Consider the following 23,900-nt stretch of genomic DNA (forward strand, 5'->3'; position numbering starts at 1 on the left):
CTGACGCGCCTAAGACACGCGTGGCCTCGTCATGATCGGCCGGCACGTGTACGCGAAAACGCAGGACTAACCCAGGACTAACCGGGGCTGGGACACCAACAGCCCATTGGAACGCCGCGACCGGACCTCGGCTGCGCAGGAGGAGAAGAGTGTTCTCGGCTTTCATCTCATCACTGCGGACGGTCGACCTGAGGCGCAAGATCTTGTTCGCGCTGGGCATCATCGTCGTGTACCGCCTGGGAGCCGCGATCCCGTCGCCGGGCGTGGACTACCAGAACGTGCAGCAGTGCATCAAGGAAGTCAGCGGCGGCGATGCCGCGCAGGTCTACTCGCTGATCAACCTGTTCTCCGGTGGCGCGCTGCTGCAGCTGACGGTGTTCGCCATCGGCGTGATGCCCTACATCACCGCCAGCATCATCGTGCAGCTGCTCACGGTGGTGATCCCGCGCTTCGAGGAACTGCGTAAAGAAGGCCAGTCCGGCCAGAACAAGATGACGCAGTACACCCGCTATCTGACGGTCGCGCTGGCCGTTCTGCAGGCCACCAGCATCGTGGCACTGGCCGCCAACGGCGGACTGTTGCAGACCTGCAGCCTGCGTCACGACATCATCTCCGACCACAGCATCTTCACCCTGATGGTGATCGTGCTCGTGATGACCTCCGGCGCGGTGCTGGTGATGTGGCTGGGTGAGCTCATCACCGAACGCGGCATCGGCAACGGCATGTCGCTGCTGATCTTCGTCGGCATCGCCGCCCGCATTCCGATCGAGGGCAAGACCATCCTCGACTCCCGCGGTGCCGTGGTGTTCACCATGGTCTGCTTGGCCGCACTGGCCATCGTCGTCGGTGTGGTCTTCGTGGAGCAGGGCCAGCGCCGTATCCCGGTGCAGTACGCCAAGCGCATGGTGGGCCGGCGCATGTACGGCGGTACCTCGACATACCTGCCGCTGAAGGTCAACCAGGCCGGCGTTATCCCGGTCATCTTCGCCTCGTCGCTGATCTACATTCCGCAGCTGATCACCCAGTTGGTCCACAGCGGCAGCGGTGGCCCCGGCAACAGCTGGTGGGACAAGTTCGTCAGCACCTACCTGTCCGATCCGTCCAACTTCGTCTACATCGCCATCTACTTCGGCCTGATCATCTTCTTCACGTACTTCTACGTGTCGATCACGTTCAACCCCGACGAGCGGGCCGACGAGATGAAGAAGTTCGGTGGCTTCATTCCCGGCATCCGGCCGGGACGCCCGACCGCGGACTACCTGCGCTACGTGCTCAGCCGGATCACCCTGCCTGGCTCGATCTACCTGGGCGTGATCTCGGTGCTGCCCAACCTGTTCCTGCACATGGGCAGCTCCGGCACCGTTCAGAACCTGCCCTTCGGCGGCACCGCGGTGCTGATCATGATCGGCGTCGGTCTGGACACGGTGAAGCAGATCGAGAGCCAGCTCATGCAGCGCAACTACGAAGGGTTCCTCAAGTGAGAGTCGTACTGCTGGGACCGCCGGGAGCAGGCAAGGGCACCCAGGCGGTAAAGCTCTCGGAGAAGCTGGGTGTTCCGCAGATCTCCACCGGTGACCTGTTCCGGCACAACATCGCCGAGGGCACCGAGCTGGGCAAGCAGGCCAAGCAGTACCTCGATGCGGGCGACCTGGTGCCGCCCGAGCTGACCAACGCGCTGGTCGAAGACCGGCTCGACCAACCCGACGCCGCGGGCGGCTTCATCCTGGACGGCTACCCCCGCTCGGTGGAGCAGGCCGAGGCCTTGCACGCCATGCTGGAGCGCCGCCAGACCAAGCTGGATGCGGTGCTGGAGTTCCGGGTCACCGAGAGCGAACTGCTCAAGCGGCTCAAGGAACGTGGTCGCGCCGACGACACCGCTGAGGTCATCCACAACCGGATGATGGTCTACCGCGAAGAGACCACGCCGTTGCTGGACTACTACCAGGACGAGCACGACCTGCATGTGGTGGACGCGCTCGGCACGCTCGACGAGGTGTTCAACCGCGCCCTGAACGCCCTGGGACAGTAGTGGTCGGGTGGGCGAAGCGGCGCAAAGCGGTGCCGCATCGCAGTCCGGGTGAGCTCGACGCGATGGCCGCGGCGGGCGCGGTCGTCGCCGCCGCTCTGGCCGCAGTCCGCGAAGCGGCGGCCGTCGGCGTCTCGACCCTGCAATTGGATGAGATCGCCGAATCGGTGATCCGCGAGGCGGGCGCCACGCCGTCGTTCCTGGGCTACCACGGGTTCCCGGCGTCGATCTGCAGCTCGGTCAACGACCGGGTGGTGCACGGCATCCCGACGGCAAGCGAGGTGCTGGCCGCGGGCGATCTGGTGTCCATCGACTGCGGCGCGATCCTGGACGGCTGGCACGGCGACGCCGCGGTCACCTTCGGGATCGGCACGCTGAGCGCCGCTGACGAAAACCTGTCCGCGGCGACCCGGCAGGCGCTGGAGGCCGGGATCGCGGCGATGGTGGTGGGCAACCGGCTCAGCGACGTGTCGCATGCCATCGAAATGGGCGCCCGGGCCGCGTCGACCGAGTTCAAAAGCTCGTTCGGCATCGTTGCCGGCTACGGCGGCCACGGTATCGGCCGTCAGATGCACATGGACCCGTTTCTGCCCAACGAGGGATCACCGGGCCGCGGGCCGCTGCTGGTGGCGGGGTCGGTGCTGGCCATCGAGCCGATGCTGACCCTGGGGACCGACCAGACGGTGATCCTCGAAGACGAGTGGACGGTGGTCACCGCCGACGGGTCGCGTGCCGCGCACTGGGAGCACAGCGTCGCGGTGACCGAGGACGGGCCCAGAATTCTGACCAGCCCGGCCGCGAGCTGACCAGTAGGGCAGTGAACCAAACGCTCGGCTGATCCGTGTCATCACGGTGAGGGTGCGAGCCTTGAACGCGCCATCAGCCTTGCGAGTCCTTGTCATCGGCGCAGGCGTGGCGGGGATCTCCCTTGCTCGCGGCCTGCTGCGTGACGGCCACGACGTCACGGTTTTTGAGCGACGGCCACATCTTCAGCCGGGCGGCGGCGCGGTGACCATCTGGTCCAACGGCGCCACGGTGCTGGACCAGCTGGGCGTTGACATGGCAGGAGCCGGGCAGACGTTGTCGGCGGTGCAGGTAACGACGTCCACCGGGCACCCGCTGGCCACCCTCGACATGACCGCGATGGCGTACGGGCTGGGCGCGCCGGTCCGGATGGTCCCGCGCCGGCTCCTGCTGGAGCGGCTGCTGGACCAACTCCCGGCCGAGCGCATCCGGTGCAACGCCCGCGCGGTGGGCGTGCGCGATGCCGACGGCGGGGTACGCGTCGACTTCGACGACGGCAGCTCGGCCAGTGGTGACCTGTTGATCGGCGCAGACGGGCTGCATTCCATGGTGCGGGATCTCCTCGGCGTGCCATCGGCCAAGCCGACCGGCTGGTGCAGCTGGCAGGGCCTGGTCAGCCTCCCGGACGTTGTCGCCGACAAGCGGGTGGCGCTGATGATGGTCGGCAAGCACGGGAACCTAGGGCTGTGGCCGGCCGGTGGGTCCGAACTGCAGTGGTGGTTCGACCTGCCGTGGTCACCGGACTTCGTTCGGCCGGCCTGTCCGATCGCCATGATCCGGGAACGGTTCGCCGGCTGGTCCGAACCGGTCGATCGGGTGCTGGGCGCCCTGACCGACGACGACCTGGCCGGCTCGCCCTACCCGCACTTTCGTCACCCGGTGGCCGGGGCAGGTCGGGGTGCGCTCACCCTGATCGGCGACGCGTCGCACACCATGCCGCCCACCTTGGCGCAGGGAACCAACCAGGCGCTGCTCGACACCATGGTGCTGTGCAAGGCGCTGGCGGATCTCCGCGCGGCACCGTCGCACGGTGACCTGGCGCGCGCGCTGCGCTGGTATGAGAACACTCGCCGGCGCAAGGTGGCGGCGGTGTCTCGGGTGACGGCGCTGCAGCTCTCCCACAGTGAGCTGGTGCTGCGACCGGCGGCGTTCATCCCGGACCGATGGCACACCTGGGGGATGACCATGTTCCTGCGCTGGGTCAGCCATCGCGGGATGTCGGCCGAGATCAGCCGCGGCCTCGGGCTGGCGGACATCGGTGAGATCGCCGGCCAGACAACAGATCGCAGCCATTGAGGAGGGCGGGCCGATGTCGCTTCCCGCGCATGACGATGTGGTCCCTCGCCCCGTCGCGCCGGCCCCGGCCGACCCGGTACGGGTGCGCGGTGAATTCGACGGCCCCTCGCGCTGGCTCTGGCTGGTCAAATGGTGCGTGCTGGCCACCCCGCACTACCCGATCCTGATCGCCCTCTATCTGGCCTATCTGCCGCTGACCGCCGTTGCCGGAGTGGCGATTGCGATCACCGGGCGATATCCGCGACCGATCTTCGACTTCAATGTCGGCGTGCTGCGCTGGTCGTGGCGGGTCATGAATTACCGGTTTCCGATGAACAGCACCGACAGGTACCCGCCGTTCACGCTGGCGTCGCGGCCCGACTATCCGGCCGATCTGCAGGTCGACTATCCCGAACGGCTCGAGCGCCGGGCTGTGTTAGTCAAATGGTGGTTGTTGGGGCTGCCGCAGATCCTGATGTGCTGGGCTCTGGAGCCTGCGCTGCAGTTGCTGTGCGTGATCACGGCGGTGACGCTGTTGATCACCGGCACGATCCCGACCGGCATGTCGGACCTGCTGTTGGGCATCGTTCGGTGGCGTTACCGGGTGGCTGTGTACGTCTCCTTGATGCGTGACGAGTATCCGCCGTTCCGGCTGGATCAGGGCGAGCTGTGGGCTACCGATGGCGCGCCGTAATCCGCTGTTCCCGTACGTGTATCGACTCGGAATGCCGTGCTTCGACCGGCTTTTCTATCGCCGGTACCGACGTACCGCCATGAGTTACGCAATGGGCCGGCTGCTGATGATCGGCCTCGGGCCCGGCGCGGACCTGATGTTCCTGCCCGCCGCGGTGACGTCGGTCGCCGCCGTCGAGCCGGAGCCCGCCATGCGCCGGATGGCCGCCGCATTCGCCCGCCGCAACGGCATTACGGTGGACATCGTCGACGGAGTCGGCGAGTCGATTCCCTTCCCGGACAACAGTTTCGATTCGGTACATGTCGGGCTCGTGCTGTGTTCGGTGGACGACGTCGATGCCACCCTCGGCGAGATCCGCCGAGTGCTGGCCCCCGGCGGCCGGCTGGTGGTGCTCGAGCATGTCCGCGGCGACGGCATGATGGGCCGATTCCAGGACCTGATCGCGCAGCCGTGGGCATGGCTGGCGTCCGGCTGTCGGCCGAACCGCCGGACTCTCGACGCCATCGCCGCAGCAGGATTCGACACCACCGGTCTGTCCAGCATTCGACGTACTCCGGTACCGCCGCCGTGCACACCGCAGCTGCAGGGGTTCGCCACCGTGCGGCAGGGTGACCCGGGTGGCCAACAGCGTGGGTCTGAGTAACAACGAGAGATGGGAGTCCCACCATGAGTAATACCGTTGCCAATCGGCGCCGGGCAGTGATGGTCGTCGGCGCGGCCTTGGCCGCCTGGCTCGGCCCGTTGGCGTTCAGCGCCCCGGCTTACGCCGACGGGGGTTCTCGTGGCACGAGTCCCGACCCGTGGTTCATCGGTGATCCCGGCGACCTGAGCGCTGTGCTGTTCGGGACGGCCGATGATCCGGACTTCATCAGTCACACCACCGATTTCGGGTTGTTCACCCTCACCTCGGCGGGGGACCCCTCTGACGACAACTACGTCGCGGTCGTCCTTCAGACGTCGCTGTTCACCGACATTCTGACGTCGGGAACCGATCCGGAGGACAACCTGGGGTTCGGTGCGGCGAGTATCGGGGTGGCCGGGGAGACGGTCAATACGTTTATCGTTCCGGACAATCCGGACCTGGACTTCACGTTCTCCCTGCCGTTCACCGATCCTTTCGCCGAATTCTTCATCGAACTCATCCAGCTCGGCATCGTCTGAGCCACAACTCTATTCGGAGGAAACCGCATCGATGATGTTGAGCCTCGCGGCTCGTCGCGCGGGTGGCACCGAGCCGAGCAGGCTGATCGCCACCGCACCCAAGGCGTAGGCCGGTGCCACGGCGCTCGGCCGGAATGTGACGGTGAAATTCATGATCTCAGCGCTGACCAGGCTGTAGAGCCACTGATCGGTCAGGCCGATCACCAGCCCCGCCAGGCCGCCGATCACGCCGATACCTGCCGCCTCGGCCAGCACCATCTGGACGGTGAAGCGGCGGTCGGCGCCGATTGCCCGCAGCACGCCGATCTCGCGGCGTCGTTCGAGCACTGAGAGCGTCAGCGTGGTGAAAAGGGCGACCGCGGCCACGAACACCACGATGAGCCACACCGCGTTGGCGATCACCATGCTCTGATGCAGCGGCGCCTCCAGGCCCGCCAGCGCGGTGCGACCGTCGTAGACGTAGTTCGGCTCGGGGACCACTCGGCGGATATCGGCCAACAACCGCCCCGGATCGACATCGTCGCCGGCGGTCACCTGCAGCGTCGTCACCGCCGGGCGATCGAACCAGGCTCGCAGTTGGTCGAGTCCGATCCCGACGGTCCCGATGACGGTCGAGAAGTACGGCACCAGCGCCAGCACCGCGGCCTGCCGCGGGCCTCGCGGTGTCTGGAGACGCAGTTCGTCGCCGAGTCGAACACCCAGAGTCGTGCCCAGGTTCTGTGACAGCACCACGCCTCGGCCGGCGAGCACCTCGCGGCGCGTCGGGTCGTCGAGTGCGCGAAACAGCGGGTCGGCCGATCCGGGGGAGAACCCGTCGAGCATCACCCGGGTGCCGCCGATCACCGCAAATCCGTAGGCACCCGCGCAGACCCGGGCCACCCCCGGTACCGCGGCCACTCGCTCTTCCAGACCCTGCGGCAGCGCGTCGGTGGGAAAGCTGTCCGGAGCGTTCGCGCTGACCCACACGTCGACTCCTGCGATGGGTGCGAAGATGGCGCGGGCGGAGGCGATCATGTCGTTGTCGGTACCGGTGATCACCACAGTGGTGACCACCGCGATCAGTACGGTCATCACGGTCGCCCACACCCGCCGCGGCGCACGTTCGATGGTCGCCGCTCCGACCGCGCCGACCGTTCCAAAGGCCCGGGCGGCGGCGACCAGAGCTGCGGTGAGCGCGAAACCGAGGGTGATCTCGGCGCAGAACACCGCGATCATCGCCGCCAGGGAGGTGGCGCCGCGATGGCCGACGATGATCAGCAGCGACACCGCGATCACCGCGACGGCCGCGATCCCGCTCACCGTCCGCAGCCGGCGGGGCACGGTATCGGCGGCGGATGCGCCAACCGGTGCCAATGCCTCGATCGGCGACACCTTGTACACCTGCCGCGCCGCCATGGCCGCTGCAGTCACGCTGCTGAGCACTGTCGCGGCGATGGCGACCGGCAGTGCGTAGCCGGGCAGCCAGTACTCGACCCGGGCTTCGAGTCCCTGCGTGATAGCCGGCGGCAGTCGGCGGATCGCCAAGTGGCCCAGGAGTATTCCCAAGACCGCTCCGACCGCGCCGCCCAGCACGCCGAGGGCCGCGGCTTCACCGATCAGATCCGCGACGATGGTGGCGCGCCGGCCCCCGATCGCGCGCAGTGTCGAGATGGCCGGGCGGCGCTGGGCGATCGCCATAGTCATCGTGGTGTAGACCAGGAACGCGCCGACCACCAGAGCAACCGCCGCGCCCATCAGCGCCATGTAGTTCATCAGCCTCACGCCGTCGCCTGCCCGAGCGGCCCGCATCCGGGGCTCGGCGACGATCGCGCGCCCGTTGACGGCGGAGGTCACTGCGGTACGAACCGCGGCGGGGTCCGCCCCCGGCTTGGTGGTGATCAGTATCGAATCGAGCTGACCCCGCCGTCCGGTGATGTTCTGCGCCAAGGCAAGTGGAGCCAGCACATAGTTTCCGCCGTTGAGGTCGGCGAGATGCTTGCCGGTGAGTACCTGGGCCACCGTCACCCAGGTTGTGCCCAGCCGGAATCCGTCGCCCTTGGTGTGGCCGACGCCAGGCCCGACCTGGACGCCGCTCGGTGTCGCCGACGGCCCCGTCGGCGGATGAGCGAGCGCGTCGGCCAAGGCGCCGGCCAGGGCGACGCTGCTCGCGTCCGCGCCGAACAACAGCATCGTCCCGGCGGCCGTGGGAGTGACCGTCCGGATCAGCGGCGCCGCGGTCGCGACGCCGGGAACCCGGGCTACGTCGGCTGCCAGTGAATCGGGAAATCCGGCGTCGGTGACGCCGGACACCTCCAGTGTGGCGATCCCGGCGATCCCGTCGGAGAGCCGGTTCACCGAACCGGTGATCGACCCGAAGATGCCCAGAACCGCAACCAAATACATCGCCGACACGGCCATGACGGTGATCGAGGCGAGGGTGCGCCGCCGGTGCACGGCCAGTTCGCGCAGACTGAACAGCCGAAGGCGGCTCGCGGTGGCCGCGATCGCCGACATCATCGCGGGACCGTCGTCCGTTCGTTGCGGTCGGAGCCGACCCGACCGTCCTGCAGGCCGATCACCCGGTCGGTGGCCGCCGCGGCATCGCGGTCATGGGTCACCATCACCACCAGCCGGGCTCGGCCGCCCTCGTGTGCCACCTCGGCAAGGAGCCGCAGAATCGAAGCGCCCGTTGCGGAATCAAGGTTGCCGGTAGGTTCGTCGGCAAGAATCAGGGACGGGTCCATCAGCAGGGCCCGCGCGATCGCGACGCGCTGCAACTGGCCCCCGGACAGCTCCGCCGGCCGGTGCTCGACTCGATTGCCGAGCCCGACCCGCCCCAGCAGTCCGATCGCTTCGCTTTTGACCCGGTCCAGTCGGCTGCCGTCGAGGAGCTTCGGAACGGCTACGTTCTCCCAAGCCGACAGGGTCGGCAGCAGGTTGAAGAACTGAAAGACGAAGCCCACCCGGTGCCGGCGAAACGCCGAGGCCTGCTCGTCCCCGAGTCGGCCGATCTCGGCACCGTCGAAGATGATCGAACCGCTGTCGGGGGAGTCCAGTGCACCGAGCAGATGCAGCAGCGTGCTCTTGCCCGCGCCCGACGGCCCGACGACCGACACGAACTGGCCGCCGGTGAGTTGCAGGTTGATCCGGTCGAGAGCTCGTACCCGTTGGCCGCCGATCCGGTACTCGCGGACGACGTCGCGCAGTTCGATGGTCAGCTCATGCGGGCGCGACTGATCGCGGTGAAGACGAAGATCGGTGTGCAAGGGCGTCACTCCCTATCCGCGGGTTCTGATCCTTGACACGCTTGGCGACGCCGCGTGGTTCAGCGTGGGGGACGGGGTGCGGGGAATTGCACCGACGGGCAGCTAGGACGCCGCGGCGTCGAACAGTGCGCGCAAGGTGGTGTGGATCTGGCGGACGGCATCGTCGATGCTGCCCATCGGCTGCAACAGATGGCTCAGCGTCAACCGGACGTCGACCTCGACGATCGAATTCAGCTGCCGGTCGATCGCGTCCGGCAGGTCGTAGGACGACCGGACCGCAGCCGCCATGGCCTCGATCGCACCGGCCAGGATCGGGTTCGGTCCCGCCGTCAACAGCGGCGTCAGGCCCGCTTCCGCATCGTTCTCGCGGGTCAGCGTCGCGGTGACCAGGGGATCGTCGGCGGCGGCACGCAGGGTGAAGGCGGCGCCGGCAGCCAGACCGGCGGCCACGTCGTCGGGGTGGGACTGAATAGCCGCGATGACCCCGGCGATGAATCGGCTGGTCTCCCGCTGAACCAGGGCCGCGCCCAGCGCCTGCTTCGCGCCGATTTCCTTGTACAGCACCTGCCGGCTGATGCCGACTGTGGCGGCGATGCGCGACATGTTCACCGCTTGCCATCCCTGCTCGCAGACCAGCGCGTGGGCCGCGTCGAGGATCCGGTTGTGCAGCATCTGCCGGACCTCGGCCTGAAAATTCGGCACGGCGGGCATGCCTCAAAGGATAGGTGACGAAAGTATAGGAATGTCTTGGGGCGGACATCTATAGTCTAGATGTATCGGTTCCATACACATACTGGCTAGTTGTACTAAGTCGGAGGCGGATCGGGATGGTGCCGTCTGGTGGTGCGGACCAGGTCAAAGGTGCGCTGACCCAGTTGTCGGGCCGGTACCGCGCAATGATCTACCGGTCCTACTACCTGGGCTGGACGACAGCGCAGATCGCCGCCGACCTCGGGATCGATGACGACACCGTCAAAGGCGAACTGCACGACGCGTTGTGCGCATTGCGGGCCGGTCTGCGGCCCGGGGCGGCTCAGGCGTAGCCCAGCGCCGAATTCTCCAACCGGATCCGGACCCGCAGCAGTGCGGCGTTGGCCAGCGTGAAGATGGCGGCGGTCAGCCACGCCGTGTGTATCAGCGGCAAGGCCAGACCCTCGAGGACCACCGCCACATAGTTGGGATGCCGCAGCCATCGATACGGCCCCTGGTGCACCAAGGGAACATCGGCCAGCACGATCACCCGGGTGTTCCAGCGTCGTCCCAACGTCCGCACGCACCACCAGCGCAATGCCTGGCTCAACGCCGCCAGGGCTAGCATCGGCCAGCCCAGCCATCCGATGAACGGGCGGTGCAGCAGCCATACCTCGGCCGCGCAGGCGACCAGAAATCCGGAGTGGAGGATGACCATTGCGGGATAGTGGCCGCGGCCGTACTCCCGGCCGCCTCGGGCGAAAGCCCAGTTGGCATTCGAAGTGGACACGGCCAGCTCCACCAGCCGTTCAAGACCGACGGCCAGGATCAACAGGTAGTACATCCGGCTACCAGCCGAGCAACACGAGCTCGGAACAGAATCCCGGCCCCATTGCGACCATCAGGCCGAACGAACCCGGCGGCGGCGGATCGGCCATGGTGGCCCGCAGCACGTCGAGGACCGAGACCGAAGACAGATTCCCATTCTCGCGCAATGACTTTCGGGTTCGATCCAGCGCGTCGGCAGGCAGGTCCAGCACGTTCTGGACCGCTTCGATGACCTTCGGTCCGCCGGGGTGGCAGATATAGGTCGACACGTCGTCGACGGACATCCCACAGTCGGCGAGAAAGTTGCGAACATCCTCGGCCAGATATTTCTCGACGACGGTGGCGACCTCGACGGACAGCTTGATCCGGAATCCGCCGGTGCCGATATCCCAGCCCATCACGTCCTGGGTGTCGGGGTAGAGCCGGCTGCGGGTCGCCAGTACTTTCGGCAACTTCGGTCGGGCCGGGCGCCGGTTCGCCCCGGTCGCGATCACGGCGGCCGCGCCGTCACCGAAGAGGCTGGCCGCCACGAAGTTGGCCATCGAACGGTCATCGCGCTGGATGGTCAGTGAGCACAGTTCGACCGCGACCAACGCCGCCACATGGTCGGGGTAGGCGCGCAGATAGTCGTACATCCTGGCCACCCCGGCCGCACCCGCGACGCAGCCCAGGCCGAAAAGCGGCACCCGTTTGACGTCGGGCCGCAGCCCGACTCGGGCCGCCAGCCTGGCCTCCAGCGTCGGTACGGCAAGCCCGGTCACGGTCGTCGACACCACGACGTCGACGTCGGCAGGTTTGACCTTGGCGGCGTCCAGGGCTGCCAGCAGCGCCTGCTCACCGAGGTCGAGGGCTACGTCGATGAAGGTGTCGTTCGCCTCCGTGAAACCGCTCAGCTCGGCGTAGCGTGGCAGCGGCAACGCCAGGTGGCGGGAGGCCACTCCGCTGGCGTCGAAGAACCGCCGAAATTCTGGACCGGCGAAGTCGCCCAGCGCTTGGGCCGATTCCTCTTGGCTGTATCGGTTCGGCGGGAATTCAACGGCTGCCGCGGCGAGCGAAGGCGTGGTCATGGTCATGCCGGTGTCACGTTGCCGAGTGCTCAACGGTTCAGTGCGCCGAACTTGGCAATTGCCGCACACCGACGTGACCGCGCCGCCCGGTGCGGTAAGAAAAGGGCGTGGCAGCTTTCAGTCCCTCCGGCGACGCCGACCCGATCGCACTGGCCCGCGCCAACTGGGAGCGGGCCGGCTGGGGTGAGGTCGCCGACGGGATGGTGGCGGTGACATCGGTGATGCGCGCCCATCAGATCCTGCTGGCCCGGGTGGAAGCGACCTTGCGGCCCTACGACTTGAGCTTCTCCCGATTCGAGTTGCTGCGGCTGCTGGCGTTCAGCCGTTCCGGCGCGCTGCCGATCACCAAGGCCTCCGACCGGCTGCAGGTCCACGTCACCAGCGTCACGCACGCGATCCGGCGGCTGGAGGCGGCCGGCCTGGTGGAACGGCTGCCGCACCCCACCGACGGCCGCACCACGTTGGTGTCCATCACCGAGTTGGGCCGCGCCACCGTCGCCGACGCAACGGTCAGCCTCAACCGGGAGGTGTTCGCCGACATCGGGATGTCGGTGGAGGAGTCGCGGACGCTGTCCTCGGCGATCGAGACGTTGCGGCGCAACGCCGGGGACTTCTGAGACCGGGGCCACCACCCGCCGACACAGCCGATACGAGGGAGCAAGCAACGTGAAGTACCGGACCGGCACAGTGGTGTCAGCCGACGGCACCGAGGTGTCGCACCGCATCGTCGGCGAGGGCGGCGCCCCGATCGTCCTGGTGCACGGCGGAATTCAGGCGGCACAGAGCTTCCAGCGGCTCGCCGAGATGCTCGGTTCCCACTACACCGTCTACCTTCCCGACCGGCGCGGTCGGCGACCCGAAGTGCCGGCCGGCGCGGACTACGGGCTGGCGCGCGAAGGCGAAGACCTGCACGCGCTGCTGAGCTCGGTCGGAGCGCGCCGCGTCTTCGGCTTGAGCTCCGGAGCTGTTATCGCGCTCTACACGGCGATTGAACACGGTGGCATCGACAGTCTGGTGCTCTATGAACCGCCGCTGACCATCGACGGCGCCACCCCGGCGGCGTGGCTGCCGAAGTATGAAGAGGCGCTTGTTGCTTCGGGACCTGCCGCCGCGGTGACCGAGGTGTTGAAGGGCACCGGCGACCGGACGCCGCTGCAACTGCTGCCGAGGTGGGCGCTGACCGGCCTGGTGCGAGTCGCACTCGGCATCGACGCCAAGACCCACCCTCGCGGGGACATCGCCCTTCGTGATCTCGTCCCGACTATGCGTCTCGACGGCATCGCAACGCTGGAATCGGTGGAAAAGGTCAATCCCCGTATCGAGGAACTGCGTTGCGAGGTGCTGCTGCTGGGCGGGGCGAGGAGCGCGCACCAACTCCACCTCGGGCTCGACGCGCTGTCCCGGCGGCTGCCGAACGCCAAGCGCATCGAGCTCAAACGGGTCGGACACATCGCCGCCGACAATCGCGGCTCGCCGCGCAGGGTCGCGCGGCTGCTCGAAGACTTCTGGGCGGACTAGGGATCCGCTCGCACGACCGGCGGCACCGGGATGGTGGCGGTGACGGCGGTGCCTGCCCCCGGGCGCGACCGGATGTTGAGCCGGCCGCCGACCAGCTCGGCGCGCTCGGCCATCGACAGCACGCCGTAGCCGCCCATCTCGTCGCCGCCCACCGGGTGCTCGAAGGTGTCGAAACCCACCCCGTCGTCGACGATCTCCAGCCGCGCGGTATCGGGGTCGGCGGTGATCGCGAATCCCAGCCGCACCGTGGTCGCCGCCGCGTGTTTGACCACGTTCTGCAGGCCCTCCTGCGCGATCCGGTACAGCGCCAGCTCGATGTGCTCGGGCAGCCGGGTCTCGGCCAGGTCCAGCTCGATCTTCAGCTGCGGGATGGACCGGGCCAGGCTGGCCAACCCGCCGGCCAGGCCCAGGTCGTCGAGGACCGGGGGCCGCAGCCCGCTGATCGCCACGCGGGTCTCCTGCAGCGTCAGCCCGGCCAGTTCGCGGGCGGCTTCCAGCTGCACCGACGCCTCCTCCGGGTCGCTGCCGACTGCGCGTGCGGCGGCGTCCAGCCGGTAGGACAGCGTCACCAGCCGCTGCGAGATGCCGTCGTGGATGTCGCCGGCCAGCCGGCGACGCTCGATCTCCTGGGCTTCGATCACCTGCTCGACGAAGAGCTCGTGGGCACGTTCGCGGGCTACCAGCTGCCGGTGCAGCCGGGCCTGGTGCATGGCGCCGGCGATGAGCCGGCCGATCACCCGCAGCAGCTCGACATCGCCGGGGGTGAACTCGCGGCGCGTCACGGTGTGCACGTTGAGCACACCCACCAGCCCGCCCGGATCGGTCTCCATCGGCACCGACACCATCGAGGTGAAGTCACGCCCGCGCAGCGACTCGATCGGCAGGTAACGCGGGTCCGCCTCCTTGTCGTGGCTGATCACCACCGGCTCGCGATGGCGGGCCACCCAGCCCGACACCCCCGACCCCAGCGGCAGCCGGATCTTGCCCACCTCGGTGTCGAACGGCGGGGTCGCGCCGGTCAGCGTCAGCGAGCGTTCGGTGTCGTCGAGGACGTGCACGAAGCAGACGTCCGTACCGGTGGCCGCGGTGATCATCCGGGCCGCCGCGGCGGCCAGCGGTTCCACTCCGGGTCCGCTGGACGCGGCCTGGATGAGCTCTCGCAGCAGCGCCAGCTCATGGTTGGCGTCGACGAAATCCCGTACCGCGTTGGGCTTGCGGGTGCGGGACCGTTGTCCGCCCGAGGAGCTCACCGGTAGATGCCTTCACGCAGCGCGGTGGCCACCGCGCCGGTCCGGTCGGACACCCCGAGCTTGCGGTAGATCGAGCGGAGATGAGATTTGACCGTCTCGTCGCCGATCACCAGCTTGGTGGCGATTCCGCGGTTGGACAGCCCGCTGACCATGTAGGCCAGGATCTCACTTTCCCGCTGAGTCAGCCCCTGCCGGGCGCCGGGCCAGAACTCGTCGCGCTGCAGCCGGGCGGCGGTGCCGGCCGCGCGCGCCGCCAGCCCGGGGTCGATCACCGTCTCGCCGCGGTGGGCCAACTCGATCTGGTGCACCAGGTCGTCGCTGCTGATGCTCTTGAGCAGGTAACCGCTCGCACCGACCCGCAGCGCCTCGAACAGGTACTGCTCGTCGTCGTAGACGGAGAGCATCACGACCTTGCGCTCCGGGTCGCGTTCCCGCAGGGCCAGGCAGAGGTCCAGGCCGCTCTCGCCGCGCATCCGCACGTCGCAGAGCACGATGTCGGGGTCGGTCTCGGCGATCACGGCCATGGCCTGCTCGGCGTTGATCGCCTGGCCGACCACTTCGATCCGGTCGGCGAACGCGGTGAGCATGGCCCGCAGACCCTCGATCACCATTTCGTGGTCGTCGACGAGGACCAGGCGCACGGGCATAGCAAGACAATAGGGGCACCGGGAGGGCTCCCGAATGAACCCCGCGGGTGATTACCCCGCCCGGATCCCCCCAATGGGGGAGGACACCCGCGCCCGTTTCCGGCACCGTGTCTGTTATGCAGATCACAACTGAACTCGCGACATGGACCGGTCCTGGCCGCCCGTTCTGGTGGGACCAGGTGCGCCCGGATGCCGAGGTCTACCCCCTACAAGCGGTGATCTTTGATCTCGACGCGCTCGCCGACGCCGACGGTGAACCTCGGTCGGGCCTGGTGGACCTGGTGTTGAGCCTGTTCGCGACCGGTCTGTGGATCGCGGTGGTGGGCGCCGGCCCGCGTGCCTGGGTGCAGGAGCGGGTGCGGGAACTGATCGGCGACGGCATGGCCGAGACCGTGGTCAGCGCCGACGACCTGACCGGTCCCGCCGGTGATGCCGAGCTCTACCGGCTGGCGCTGTGGGAGCTGGGCATCGTGGCCGGGGAGGCGCTGGTGATCGCCGGCTACGAGTCCGGGGCCCGCACCGCGGCCGCGATCGGCCTGCCGGTGATCTACGCGGGTTCCAGCCGTTACGACGGGCTGCTGGCCAACGGATGCCGGGAGTTGCAGGCGCAGCGGGTGGTCGCCCGGTTCAGCTGTCGCGAAGCAGGCTGATCACGGCGCTGGTCACCACGCCACGCCGCAATCGTTGTTTGCGCTGACGCCACCGGTCACCGACCATGATGTGGTGCGTCGACTGGTGGTTCTGCTGTGCGCAGCGCTGTGCGCGATGGGCGTGACCTCGGTGACCGCGCCGCGGACCGCGGCGGTCGTCGAACCGTGGTTCGGAAATGCGGTCGGCAACGCCACCCAGGTCGTTTCGGTTGTCGGAGTGGGGCATTCGACCGCAAAGATCGATGTCTATCAGCGGACGCCCGGGGGCTGGGAGGCGGTCGCGGCCGGGATTCCGGCACATGTCGGCTCGGCGGGCATCACGCGAGGGACCAAGGAAGGTGAGCCGTCCACCCCGATGGGGTTTTACACGCTCGATTCGGCGTTCGGCACCGCTCCGAATCCCGGCGGTGGCCTGCCGTATGTACAGGTCGGATCCGACCACTGGTGGGACAGCGACTCCAACAGCCCGACCTACAACACCATGCAGGTCTGCAAAAGAGCCCAGTGCCGGTTCGACACGGCGGCCAGCGAGAACCTCGACATCCCGCAGTACCGGCACGCGGTGGTCATCGGCGTCAATAAATCCCGCACACCCGGTGACGGCTCCGCCTACTTCTTTCACACCACCGACGGCGGGCCTACCGCGGGCTGTGTGGCGATCGACGACGCCACGCTCGTGAAGATCATCGGCTGGCTGAGGCCCGGCGCGGTGATGGCAATCGCGAAGTAGTCGGTTCAGCTGCCGCGCAGCAGATTGATCACGGCGCTGAAATCCTGCGCGCCGTGTTCGGCGGCGAACTCGCGGTAGATCTGTGCGGCGTGGCTACCGAGCGGGGCAGCCGACCCCGTCGCGGCGACCGCATCCATCGCCAGGCCCAGGTCCTTGTTCATCAGCGCGGCGGCAAAACCCGGCTCGAAGTTCCGGTTCGCGGGCGAGGTGGGCACCGGCCCGGGTACCGGGCAGTTGGTGTGCAGCGCCCAGCAGTTTCCGGTGGCCCCGGTCATCACGTCGAACAACGCCTGGTCGGCCAGGCCCAGCTTTTCGGCCAGCACGAACGCCTCGGCGACCGCCACCTGCTGCACGGCCAGCACCATGTTGTTGCAGATCTTGGCGGCCTGGCCGGCGCCCGCCGCGCCGCAGTGGATGATCTTGGCGGCCATCGGCTCCAACACGGGGGTCGCCCGCGCCACTGCGGCGTCTTCGCCGCCGACCATGAACGCCAGCCGTCCGGCGACCGCGCCGGTCACCCCGCCGGACACCGGCGCGTCGAGCTGGGCGATGCCGTGGGAGCCGGCCAGGGCGTGCACCTCGCGGGCGTCGGCGACCGAGATGGTCGAGCTGTCGATGAACAGGGTGCCCGGGGTGGCCGCCGGCAGGATCTCGGCGTAGCAGCTCTTCACCGCGTCCCCGTGCGGAAGCATGGTCACCACCGCGTCGGCGCCGGCCACCGCCTCGGCGGCGCCGGTGTGGACGCTCACGCCGTGTTGCTCGGCGGCTGCGCACGCCGCCGGCACCGGGTCGAAGCCGCGCACGGTGTGCCCGGCAGCGACGAGGTTCGCCGACATCGGCCCACCCATGTGGCCGAGGCCGAGAAACGCGACGATTGCCATATGTGCTCCTTTGGCGGCGGGTTACTGGCCGGAGCGGACGCGGGCCGCCTCGGCCCGGCCGATCACCAACCGCATGATCTCGTTGGTGCCCTCCAGAATGCGGTGCACCCGAAGATCCCGGACGATTTTCTCCAGACCGTATTCGCGCAGATATCCGTACCCGCCGTGCAGCTGCAGCGCCTTGTCGGCGACATCGAAGCACGCGTCGGTGACGTAGCGCTTGGCCATTGCGCACAGCTCCACCTTGTCGGGCGAGTTGTTGTCGAGCGCGGTCGCCGCACGCCACAGCAGTAGCCGCGAGGTCTCCAGCGCGGTGGCCATGTCGGCGAGGGTGAACCGGATGGTCGGTTCGTCCAGCAGCGCCTTGCCGAATGCCGTCCGGTCGGCCAGGTAGCTGCCGGTCTTGTCGAACGCTGCCTGGCCGCCGCCCATCGAGCAGGCGGCGATATTGATCCGGCCGCCGTTGAGGCCGTTCATCGCGATGTTGAACCCGTTGCCATCGCCTTCGGGACCGCCGAGCATCGCCTCGGCCGGAACTCGCACGCCGTCGAAGATCACCTGCGCGGTCGGCTGGGAGTTCCAGCCCATCTTCTGCTCGGCGGCACCGAAACTCAGCCCCGGCGTGTCCTTTTCGACGATGAACGTGGAGATGCCTCGCGGTCCGTCACTGCCCGTTCGGGCCATCACCACATAGACGTCGGAGACGCCGGCGCCGGAGATGAACTGCTTGACGCCGTCGAGCACGTAATCGCTACCTTGGCGCACCGCGCGGGTGCTCAACGCACTGGCGTCCGAGCCGGCGCCGGGCTCGGTGAGGCAGTAACTGGCCACCGCCTCCATCGACGCCAGTCGTGGCACCCAGCTCTTGCGCTGGTCTTCGGTGCCGTAGCTGTCGATCATCCAGGCGCACATGTTGTGGATCGACAGGTAGGCCGCGATCACCGGGTCGGCGATCGAGAGCTGCTCGAAGATCCGCACCCCGTCCAGCCGGCGCAGCCCGGAGCCGCCGACGTCGTCGCGACAGTAGATCGCCGCCATCCCCAGCTGGGCCGCCTCCCGCATCACATCGACCGGAAAGTGGTGGGTGGCATCCCATTCCAGTGCATACGGGGCCAGGCGCTTGTCGGCGAACGCCGCTGCGGTGTCGACGATCACCCGTTCTTCGTCATCCAAGATCGTGTTCATCGGCGCGGGCCTATTCCATTGTGGGGATGTGGAATTCGGCGCCGTCCTTGATGCCCGACGGCCAGCGCTGAGTGACGGTCTTCACCTTGGTGTAGAAGGTGATGGACGCCGTCCCGTGCTGGTTGAGGTCGCCGAAGCCGGACCGCTTCCAGCCGCCGAAGGTGTGATAGGCCACCGGCACCGGAATCGGCACGTTCACCCCGACCATGCCGACCTGCACCCGGGAGGTGAAGTCGCGGGCGGTGTCGCCGTCGCGGGTGAAGATCGCCACCCCATTGCCGTACTCGTGTTCAGACGGAAGCGCCAGGGCTTCTTCGTAGTCGTGGGCACGGACGATGCACAGCACCGGGCCGAAGATCTCGTCGGTGTAGATCGACATGTCGGTGGTGACGTGGTCGAAAAGCGTTGGCCCGGCGAAGAAGCCGCCGGTCAGGTCGGCGTCACCGAACTGGGTGTCGTCGCTGGCCCGTTCGCGGCCGTCGATCACCAGCTCGGCGCCGGCGGCCGCGCCCTGGGCGATGTAGTCGTTGACCCGCTCGAGGGCGGCCCGGGTGACCAGCGGCCCGTAGTCGGCCTTGGGGTCCAGGCTGTGGCCCACCCGCAGGTTGTTGATCCGCTCCACCAGCCGGGCCCGCAGCCGATCGGCGGTCTGCTCGCCGACCGGCACCGCCACCGAGATCGCCATGCAGCGCTCGCCGGCGCTGCCGTAGCCGGCGCCGATCAAAGCGTCGACGGCCTGGTCCAGGTCGGCGTCGGGCATCACGATCATGTGGTTCTTGGCGCCGCCGAAGCACTGCGCGCGCTTGCCGTTGGCCGTGGCGGTCGAGTAGATGTACTGCGCGATGTCGGAGCTGCCGACGAAGCCGATCGCAGCGACGCCCGGGTGGTGCAGCAGGGCGTCGACGGCCTCCTTGTCGCCGTGCACCACCTGCAGCACTCCCGGCGGCAGACCGGCCTCGACAAACAGCTCGGCAAGACGCACCGGCACCGACGGGTCGCGCTCGGACGGCTTGAGGATGAACGCGTTTCCACAGGCCAGGGCCGGTCCGGCCTGCCAGAGCGGGATCATCGCCGGGAAGTTGAACGGGGTGATCCCGGCGACCACACCCAGCGGCTGGCGCAGCGAGAACACGTCGATGCCCGGGCCGGCGCCTTCGGTGTGCTCACCCTTGAGCAGGTGCGGGATGCCGACGCAGAACTCGATCACCTCGATGCCGCGTTGGATGTCGCCGCGGGCGTCGTCGAGGGTTTTGCCGTGCTCGCGGGAGAGCAGCTCGGCCAGCTCATCGACATGGCTGTTGACCAGGTCGATGAAACGCATCATCACCCGGGCCCGGCGTTGCGGGTTGTAGGCGGCCCAATCGCGCTGGGCCACTGCCGCGGAGGTGACCGCGGCGTCGACGTCGGCTTGGTTGGCCAGCGGCAGGGTGGCCTGCACCTCGCCGGTGTTGGGGTCGAAGACGTCGGTGGTGCGCTGCGAGGTGCCGGCGTTTCGGTGGCCATCGATGAAGTGCGGAATCTGTGTGCTCATGCGGACATCCCGGGAGTGTTCGAGTGGCGAGTGGGGACCGGATCGGCCCGGCCCCGAGAATACTAGGATGTCCTAGTAATTACCAGAGGGGGTCCCCGCGCCGCACTCCAGCGCGCCGCCGCTGTTCGCCCGCCGGATCCGCCGAGTTTTCGACGACGGCTGCGATGGGATTATCGGTACAGTCGTAAAAGTCATTTCCCGCTGTTCTGATGCCGGAATTTCATCCGTCGACTATTCTTGGATTTTAAATCTGACGCTGGCGGAGGAAATAGCATGGGGCGACGGAGAATTATCTGCACGCTGATGCTGGTGGCCGCCTGGGCCATCGCCGTACCGGTCCGAGTGCCTCCGGTGTCGGCCGAGCCCGGCGCCGCCGGCGGCTACGCCGCGATCCCCGACGTGATCGCCGGAACAAGCCCGGATCATTTGGGCACCTGGGAAGTTCGATATCAGCGTGTCGCCGGGGGTGATGAGAACGTTGCGGCCGCGATCAACGACGTGATCGATGCCGAGGCCCGCGGCCAAGTCGCGACGTACGAGCCCAGTGCAAGCAAGACCGTTCCCTGGACGTTCAATTCCACCGGCACCTTGTCATTCCGTCCGATCACTGTCTCAGAGCTTTTCGTCGGCGAATACAACACCGATATGCCGAATATGCCTTTTCATGCGGTGGCCACCCGGGTATTCGACAAACGCAGCGGCATCCTGATCACTTGGGAAAATTTATTCGTCGACAAACCGGCCGGCCTGGCCCGGCTGGCCGAGCAGACCAAGCTGATCCTGCCGACCGAGTACGCGCCGCCCAGGCAGGGCACCTGGCAGTTCGGCAACGAGGTGGCGCCGCTCGACATCAACTTCAAGTACTGGATCCCCACCGCCGACGGCATCGAGCTGCACTTCGGCGACTATCAGTTCGGCCGTGGTCTCGCGGTGATCACCGTGCCGTGGGCGCGGGTGGCCGACCTGATCGCCCCGGAGTTCGCGGCGATCACCCAGTAGGCTGCGCCACCCGCGGAGTGAAACTGCCGTGGAAGGTGAGCGGCAGGTGATGCCGCAGCCGGCCGGTGTAGACCGGCCCGGCGTCGACGTGCTTGGCGTCCAATACGGCCAGGGCGGCACGGTTGTTCACCCCGTCCTGGGTGGCCACCAGCAACCAGCCGTCGTCCTCGTCGGTGCCGCCGGGACGGGCGGCGAAAACGGCCTCGTGCGGTTGGTGGCCGTACGGGAACTGGTGGGTGACCACCGCGCCGGTGGTGTTGTCGACCTTGGCCACCGCATTCGGGTAATTGCTGCCGTCGGCGTCCGCGGACAGATAGGTGTAGCGGTTCGGCCGGCTGGTCCGGAAGATATTGAACGACGGGAACTCGCCGCGAAGCTCCGACAGCGGCTCGTGAATAACCTTGTCGGATTTGGTGATCCGAAGTCGCAGCAACGTCCCCCCGTAAGACCCGACCTCACTGGCCCGGTCCGTGCTCAAACTCGAGAGCTGACCGTTGAGTTCTTCCCAGGTCGAGTCGTAGTGCACCAGTTCCACGATCGTGTCGGTGCCGTCCTCGTAGGTGTTGGCCAAGTGCAGGTGCAGCAGCGGATCGGTGTACAGCACCCGCGGTTTGCCTCCGTCGCGGGGCACCAGGCCGATCATGGTGCCGCGGGAGGCGTCGTATTCGATGGCGTCGATGAAGTTGCGCAGCCCGAATCCGGCGCCCATCAGCTTGGAGGTCGGGAAGATCAGCGGCGGAATCGCGAACACCATGTGCTTACTGGTCAGGCCCATGTCGTGGTTGAACATGGCGAACGGCAGCTTCAGCTGGCCCAGCCGGTGCAACGCGCCTGTGCGGTCGACGCGATAGCAGATCAGTTTCGGGAACGGCACCATCGCCAGCCCGAAGTTGAACATCTCCTTGGTGTCCGGGTCCCACTTGGGGTGCGCGGAGAACGCGCCCAGCCATTTCAGCTCGCCGTCGAAGTTGTGGATACCGATGGTGTCGAGCGTGTCGGGATTGAGCTCGGTGGGCGGGCCGCCCTCCCACAGCGCCAGTAGCTTTCCGGCGTGCATCACCACGCTGGTGTTGGCCACGTTGGCCGGGAACCGCAGTGCGTTGGTCAGTATTCCGCCCGGGCGCATGGTTCCCAGTGCACGGTAGGGCGCACCGTGGGAGGTCAGCGATTTGCGGTAATGCTTGGTCCGCACATACCTGTTGCGGTAGTGCACCGATCCGCCCGCGATGGAGAACAGCGACAGCATCCCGTCGCCGTCGAACAGGTGACCCAGCGCCTGCCCGCCGGCATCGAGCTTGCCGGCGCCGTTGCGGTACAGGGTGCCCTGCAGCTCCTCGGGCAGTTCACCGTCGTAGTCGTCGATGGTGTAGTCGTATTCCTCGTAAAGCGGCGTGTACGCGGCGAAGTCGGCGCCGGCAGTGTTCGAGTTGGTCACAATCGGTCCTATCTGTTGGGGTGACTCGCGGCGGGGTGAACCCGCAGCGTGCAGGACAGTCCGGGCAGATGGGGGTCGAACTCCAAGGGCATGGCTGAATCTTTGTCGAACACTTTCTCGCAGGCGGCCTTGCAGGCCATCAGGCACGAATGCTCCTGCGCCACACCTGCCTCCGTGGCAGTGTGCATGGCGCACTCGGGTATCTCATATACCAGAGTGCCGTCGGGTTCGACGCCGGACCGCTGGATCGGGCCGACCAAGAAAGTCGCGACGGAGACCCCGGCGTCCATGACACTCGGGTACAGCCCGCGCGGGACCAGGGTGACCGTGTTGAAGGCCGGCAGCAGGATCCGCAGCCACCGACGCAAGCGGCTCGCGACGGCGTCGGAGACCAGGTGTTCAACATCGTCTCGTGGCAGTACCTCCACCAACCCGGTGATGGCCCACTCCAATTCTCGGACGAACTGCCCGTAGCGCCGCCGCCACGACTCGCGGGGGGCCAGCCGTGCCCGGGGGCGGATGCGTGTGGCGATCAACGCTTCCCACCCGGCGTCCACTGCCTCGCTGTTGTCGGCGAGTTGGCGCAGCATGGGCAGCAGCACCGACTCCGGGATGTCACCCACCCGGGACAGCATGGAGCGCATGATCCAATCGTCGCGCAGGGCAGTGATCTTGCTACTCATGGCAACTCTACTTTCGCGGCTTTCCATTGACCGCCGATCTGCTGCATTGTCATCACGATGCGGCTGCGGTCTATGCGCGGGTCCGGCACGTCGGTGTTGGTCACGGTCTGATCGACGAACAACAGCACCACGACTTGGTCCTTGGTCGCCGACTTGATCGCGGAGTCGATGACGACGCCGTGCCCGGTCGCCTTTCGCGCGAGCAGCATCTGCCGCAACTGGGCGCTGGACTGACGGTACATGTCGTGGAACTCGCCGGTGGAGCCGTCCAGCACGGCGGCGAAGTTCGCGTCCAGGTTGTTGCTGTCCACCGACGTCAAGGTGGCGGCATAGTCCTGCGCAACGCGTTGGGCCGCCGCGCCGGCAGCCTCGATGTCGCGATGACTCTTGTTCTGCCAACCCAGGTATCCGCAGCACGCGGCGAGCGTGACGACCAGTAGTGTCAATGCGCCGATCACCAGTTGCGGCAGCAGCTTTCGCGACACCGTCGCTGTCCCGTCATGCGGGTGGGCGCCTCCGTCGGCAGGAGTGCTGTCGGCTGCGCCGTCGGGGAGCTCGGCAAGCTCCTTGGCTTCGGTCGGCAACTGCGTGTCGAGCATGC

Annotated in this window: 25 protein-coding genes and 1 pseudogene; 13 read left to right on the forward strand and 13 right to left on the reverse strand. The window is 67.5% G+C overall.

All coding sequences use genetic code 11. From position 1 onward, the window contains the following. Nucleotides 1-149 precede the first annotated feature (149 nt). The 7 genes from secY to ABW16_RS18975 all read left to right on the forward strand — a co-directional run bounded on the left by secY (nt 150) and on the right by ABW16_RS18975 (nt 5,960). Nucleotides 150-1,481 (forward strand): preprotein translocase subunit SecY, encoded by a 1,332-nt coding sequence (gene secY / locus ABW16_RS18945; RefSeq protein WP_047320744.1) that lies wholly within the window; start codon nt 150-152, stop codon nt 1,479-1,481. Beyond that, complete coding sequence (locus ABW16_RS18950; RefSeq protein WP_047320745.1) at nt 1,478-2,029, forward strand: adenylate kinase; 552 nt, start codon at nt 1,478-1,480, stop codon at nt 2,027-2,029. Before secY ends, ABW16_RS18950 begins: the two co-directional genes overlap by 4 nt. Continuing rightward, nucleotides 2,029-2,832, forward strand: a complete 804-nt coding sequence (gene map / locus ABW16_RS18955; RefSeq protein WP_047320746.1) for a type I methionyl aminopeptidase — start codon at nt 2,029-2,031, stop codon at nt 2,830-2,832. The genes ABW16_RS18950 and map overlap by 1 nt, the downstream gene beginning before the upstream one ends. Before the next feature lie 61 nt (nt 2,833-2,893). Next, nucleotides 2,894-4,126, forward strand: a complete 1,233-nt coding sequence (locus ABW16_RS18960) for an FAD-dependent oxidoreductase (RefSeq protein WP_047320747.1) — start codon at nt 2,894-2,896, stop codon at nt 4,124-4,126. A gap of 82 nt (nt 4,127-4,208) precedes the next feature. Then, entirely contained in the window at nt 4,209-4,799 is a 591-nt protein-coding gene (locus tag ABW16_RS18965) for a DUF4389 domain-containing protein (RefSeq protein WP_047320802.1), read from the forward strand. After that, nucleotides 4,786-5,442, forward strand: coding sequence for a class I SAM-dependent methyltransferase (locus ABW16_RS18970; RefSeq protein ID WP_047320748.1), 657 nt, complete (start codon nt 4,786-4,788; stop codon nt 5,440-5,442). Before ABW16_RS18965 ends, ABW16_RS18970 begins: the two co-directional genes overlap by 14 nt. 23 nt (nt 5,443-5,465) lie before the next feature. Beyond that, nucleotides 5,466-5,960, forward strand: coding sequence for a hypothetical protein (locus ABW16_RS18975; protein WP_131721524.1), 495 nt, complete (start codon nt 5,466-5,468; stop codon nt 5,958-5,960). A 9-nt stretch (nt 5,961-5,969) separates the two neighbouring features. Here the strand turns inward: ABW16_RS18975 and ABW16_RS18980 are convergent, their stop codons facing one another. The 3 genes from ABW16_RS18980 to ABW16_RS18990 all read right to left on the reverse strand — a co-directional run bounded on the left by ABW16_RS18980 (nt 5,970) and on the right by ABW16_RS18990 (nt 9,916). After that, a complete protein-coding gene (locus tag ABW16_RS18980) occupies nt 5,970-8,456 on the reverse strand; it encodes an FtsX-like permease family protein (RefSeq protein ID WP_047320750.1) in 2,487 nt (828 codons plus the stop codon). Further along, a complete protein-coding gene (locus ABW16_RS18985; protein WP_047320803.1) occupies nt 8,453-9,157 on the reverse strand; it encodes an ABC transporter ATP-binding protein in 705 nt (234 codons plus the stop codon). Before ABW16_RS18985 ends, ABW16_RS18980 begins: the two co-directional genes overlap by 4 nt. Before the next feature lie 150 nt (nt 9,158-9,307). Continuing rightward, nucleotides 9,308-9,916, reverse strand: a complete 609-nt coding sequence (locus tag ABW16_RS18990) for a TetR family transcriptional regulator (RefSeq protein ID WP_047320751.1) — start codon at nt 9,914-9,916, stop codon at nt 9,308-9,310. 152 nt (nt 9,917-10,068) lie between these two features. On the opposite strand from ABW16_RS18990, the pseudogene ABW16_RS18995 reads away from it, so the two are divergent. Beyond that, nucleotides 10,069-10,248 (forward strand): annotated as a pseudogene (locus ABW16_RS18995) (sigma factor-like helix-turn-helix DNA-binding protein); the annotation flags it as partial. Here the strand turns inward: ABW16_RS18995 and ABW16_RS19000 are convergent. After that, entirely contained in the window at nt 10,239-10,739 is a 501-nt protein-coding gene (locus ABW16_RS19000; protein ID WP_047320753.1) for an isoprenylcysteine carboxyl methyltransferase family protein, read from the reverse strand. The pseudogene ABW16_RS18995 and the gene ABW16_RS19000 overlap by 10 nt on opposite strands. Nucleotides 10,740-10,743: 4 nt before the next feature. Beyond that, nucleotides 10,744-11,790 (reverse strand): type III polyketide synthase, encoded by a 1,047-nt coding sequence (locus ABW16_RS19005; protein WP_047320804.1) that lies wholly within the window; start codon nt 11,788-11,790, stop codon nt 10,744-10,746. Nucleotides 11,791-11,897: 107 nt separating this feature from the next. On the opposite strand from ABW16_RS19005, the gene ABW16_RS19010 reads away from it, so the two are divergent. After that, nucleotides 11,898-12,407, forward strand: a complete 510-nt coding sequence (locus ABW16_RS19010) for a MarR family winged helix-turn-helix transcriptional regulator (protein WP_047320754.1) — start codon at nt 11,898-11,900, stop codon at nt 12,405-12,407. Nucleotides 12,408-12,456: 49 nt separating this feature from the next. After that, on the forward strand, nt 12,457-13,308 hold the full coding sequence (locus tag ABW16_RS19015) for an alpha/beta fold hydrolase (RefSeq protein ID WP_047320755.1): 852 nt from the start codon (nt 12,457-12,459) through the stop codon (nt 13,306-13,308). Here ABW16_RS19015 and ABW16_RS19020 read toward each other — a convergent pair. Together ABW16_RS19020 and ABW16_RS19025 are read right to left on the reverse strand one after the other, a co-directional pair. Next, nucleotides 13,305-14,558, reverse strand: a complete 1,254-nt coding sequence (locus ABW16_RS19020) for a GAF domain-containing sensor histidine kinase (RefSeq protein WP_047320756.1) — start codon at nt 14,556-14,558, stop codon at nt 13,305-13,307. The genes ABW16_RS19015 and ABW16_RS19020 overlap by 4 nt on opposite strands. After that, nucleotides 14,555-15,205, reverse strand: a complete 651-nt coding sequence (locus ABW16_RS19025) for a response regulator (protein ID WP_047320757.1) — start codon at nt 15,203-15,205, stop codon at nt 14,555-14,557. Before ABW16_RS19025 ends, ABW16_RS19020 begins: the two co-directional genes overlap by 4 nt. Before the next feature lie 116 nt (nt 15,206-15,321). Between ABW16_RS19025 and ABW16_RS19030 the strand changes: the two genes are divergently transcribed. Beyond that, entirely contained in the window at nt 15,322-15,855 is a 534-nt protein-coding gene (locus ABW16_RS19030) for an HAD family hydrolase (protein WP_047320758.1), read from the forward strand. A gap of 73 nt (nt 15,856-15,928) precedes the next feature. Beyond that, the gene (locus tag ABW16_RS19035) at nt 15,929-16,585 is read left to right on the forward strand and encodes a L,D-transpeptidase family protein (RefSeq protein ID WP_047320805.1); all 657 of its coding nucleotides are present in this window, start codon (nt 15,929-15,931) and stop codon (nt 16,583-16,585) included. 5 nt (nt 16,586-16,590) lie between these two features. Here the strand turns inward: ABW16_RS19035 and mmsB are convergent, their stop codons facing one another. The 3 genes from mmsB to ABW16_RS19050 are packed head-to-tail and all read right to left on the reverse strand — an operon-like array spanning nt 16,591 to nt 20,182. Further along, nucleotides 16,591-17,466 carry a 3-hydroxyisobutyrate dehydrogenase gene (gene mmsB, locus ABW16_RS19040; protein WP_047320759.1) on the reverse strand — a complete coding sequence of 292 codons (876 nt, stop codon included), beginning with the start codon at nt 17,464-17,466 and terminating at the stop codon, nt 16,591-16,593. A gap of 21 nt (nt 17,467-17,487) precedes the next feature. Continuing rightward, a complete protein-coding gene (locus tag ABW16_RS19045) occupies nt 17,488-18,651 on the reverse strand; it encodes an isobutyryl-CoA dehydrogenase (protein WP_047320760.1) in 1,164 nt (387 codons plus the stop codon). A gap of 10 nt (nt 18,652-18,661) precedes the next feature. Next, on the reverse strand, nt 18,662-20,182 hold the full coding sequence (locus ABW16_RS19050; protein WP_047320761.1) for a CoA-acylating methylmalonate-semialdehyde dehydrogenase: 1,521 nt from the start codon (nt 20,180-20,182) through the stop codon (nt 18,662-18,664). Nucleotides 20,183-20,455: 273 nt separating this feature from the next. Between ABW16_RS19050 and ABW16_RS19055 the strand changes: the two genes are divergently transcribed. Continuing rightward, nucleotides 20,456-21,181, forward strand: a complete 726-nt coding sequence (locus ABW16_RS19055) for a DUF3298 domain-containing protein (RefSeq protein ID WP_233424811.1) — start codon at nt 20,456-20,458, stop codon at nt 21,179-21,181. On the opposite strand, the gene ABW16_RS19060 is transcribed toward ABW16_RS19055, so the two are convergent. Genes ABW16_RS19060 through ABW16_RS19070 form a run of 3 tightly spaced genes read right to left on the reverse strand, consistent with a single transcriptional unit; the run spans nt 21,171 to nt 23,898 of the window. After that, entirely contained in the window at nt 21,171-22,616 is a 1,446-nt protein-coding gene (locus ABW16_RS19060; protein ID WP_233424812.1) for a carotenoid oxygenase family protein, read from the reverse strand. The two genes, ABW16_RS19055 and ABW16_RS19060, sit on opposite strands and share 11 nt — an antisense overlap. 8 nt (nt 22,617-22,624) lie before the next feature. Then, on the reverse strand, nt 22,625-23,299 hold the full coding sequence (locus tag ABW16_RS19065) for a hypothetical protein (RefSeq protein ID WP_047320762.1): 675 nt from the start codon (nt 23,297-23,299) through the stop codon (nt 22,625-22,627). Further along, a complete protein-coding gene (locus tag ABW16_RS19070; RefSeq protein WP_047320763.1) occupies nt 23,296-23,898 on the reverse strand; it encodes a hypothetical protein in 603 nt (200 codons plus the stop codon). Before ABW16_RS19070 ends, ABW16_RS19065 begins: the two co-directional genes overlap by 4 nt. Nucleotides 23,899-23,900: the final 2 nt, after the last annotated feature.

The organism is Mycolicibacter heraklionensis (genome assembly GCF_001021505.1).
GTDB classification, from domain to species: domain Bacteria; phylum Actinomycetota; class Actinomycetes; order Mycobacteriales; family Mycobacteriaceae; genus Mycobacterium; species Mycobacterium heraklionense.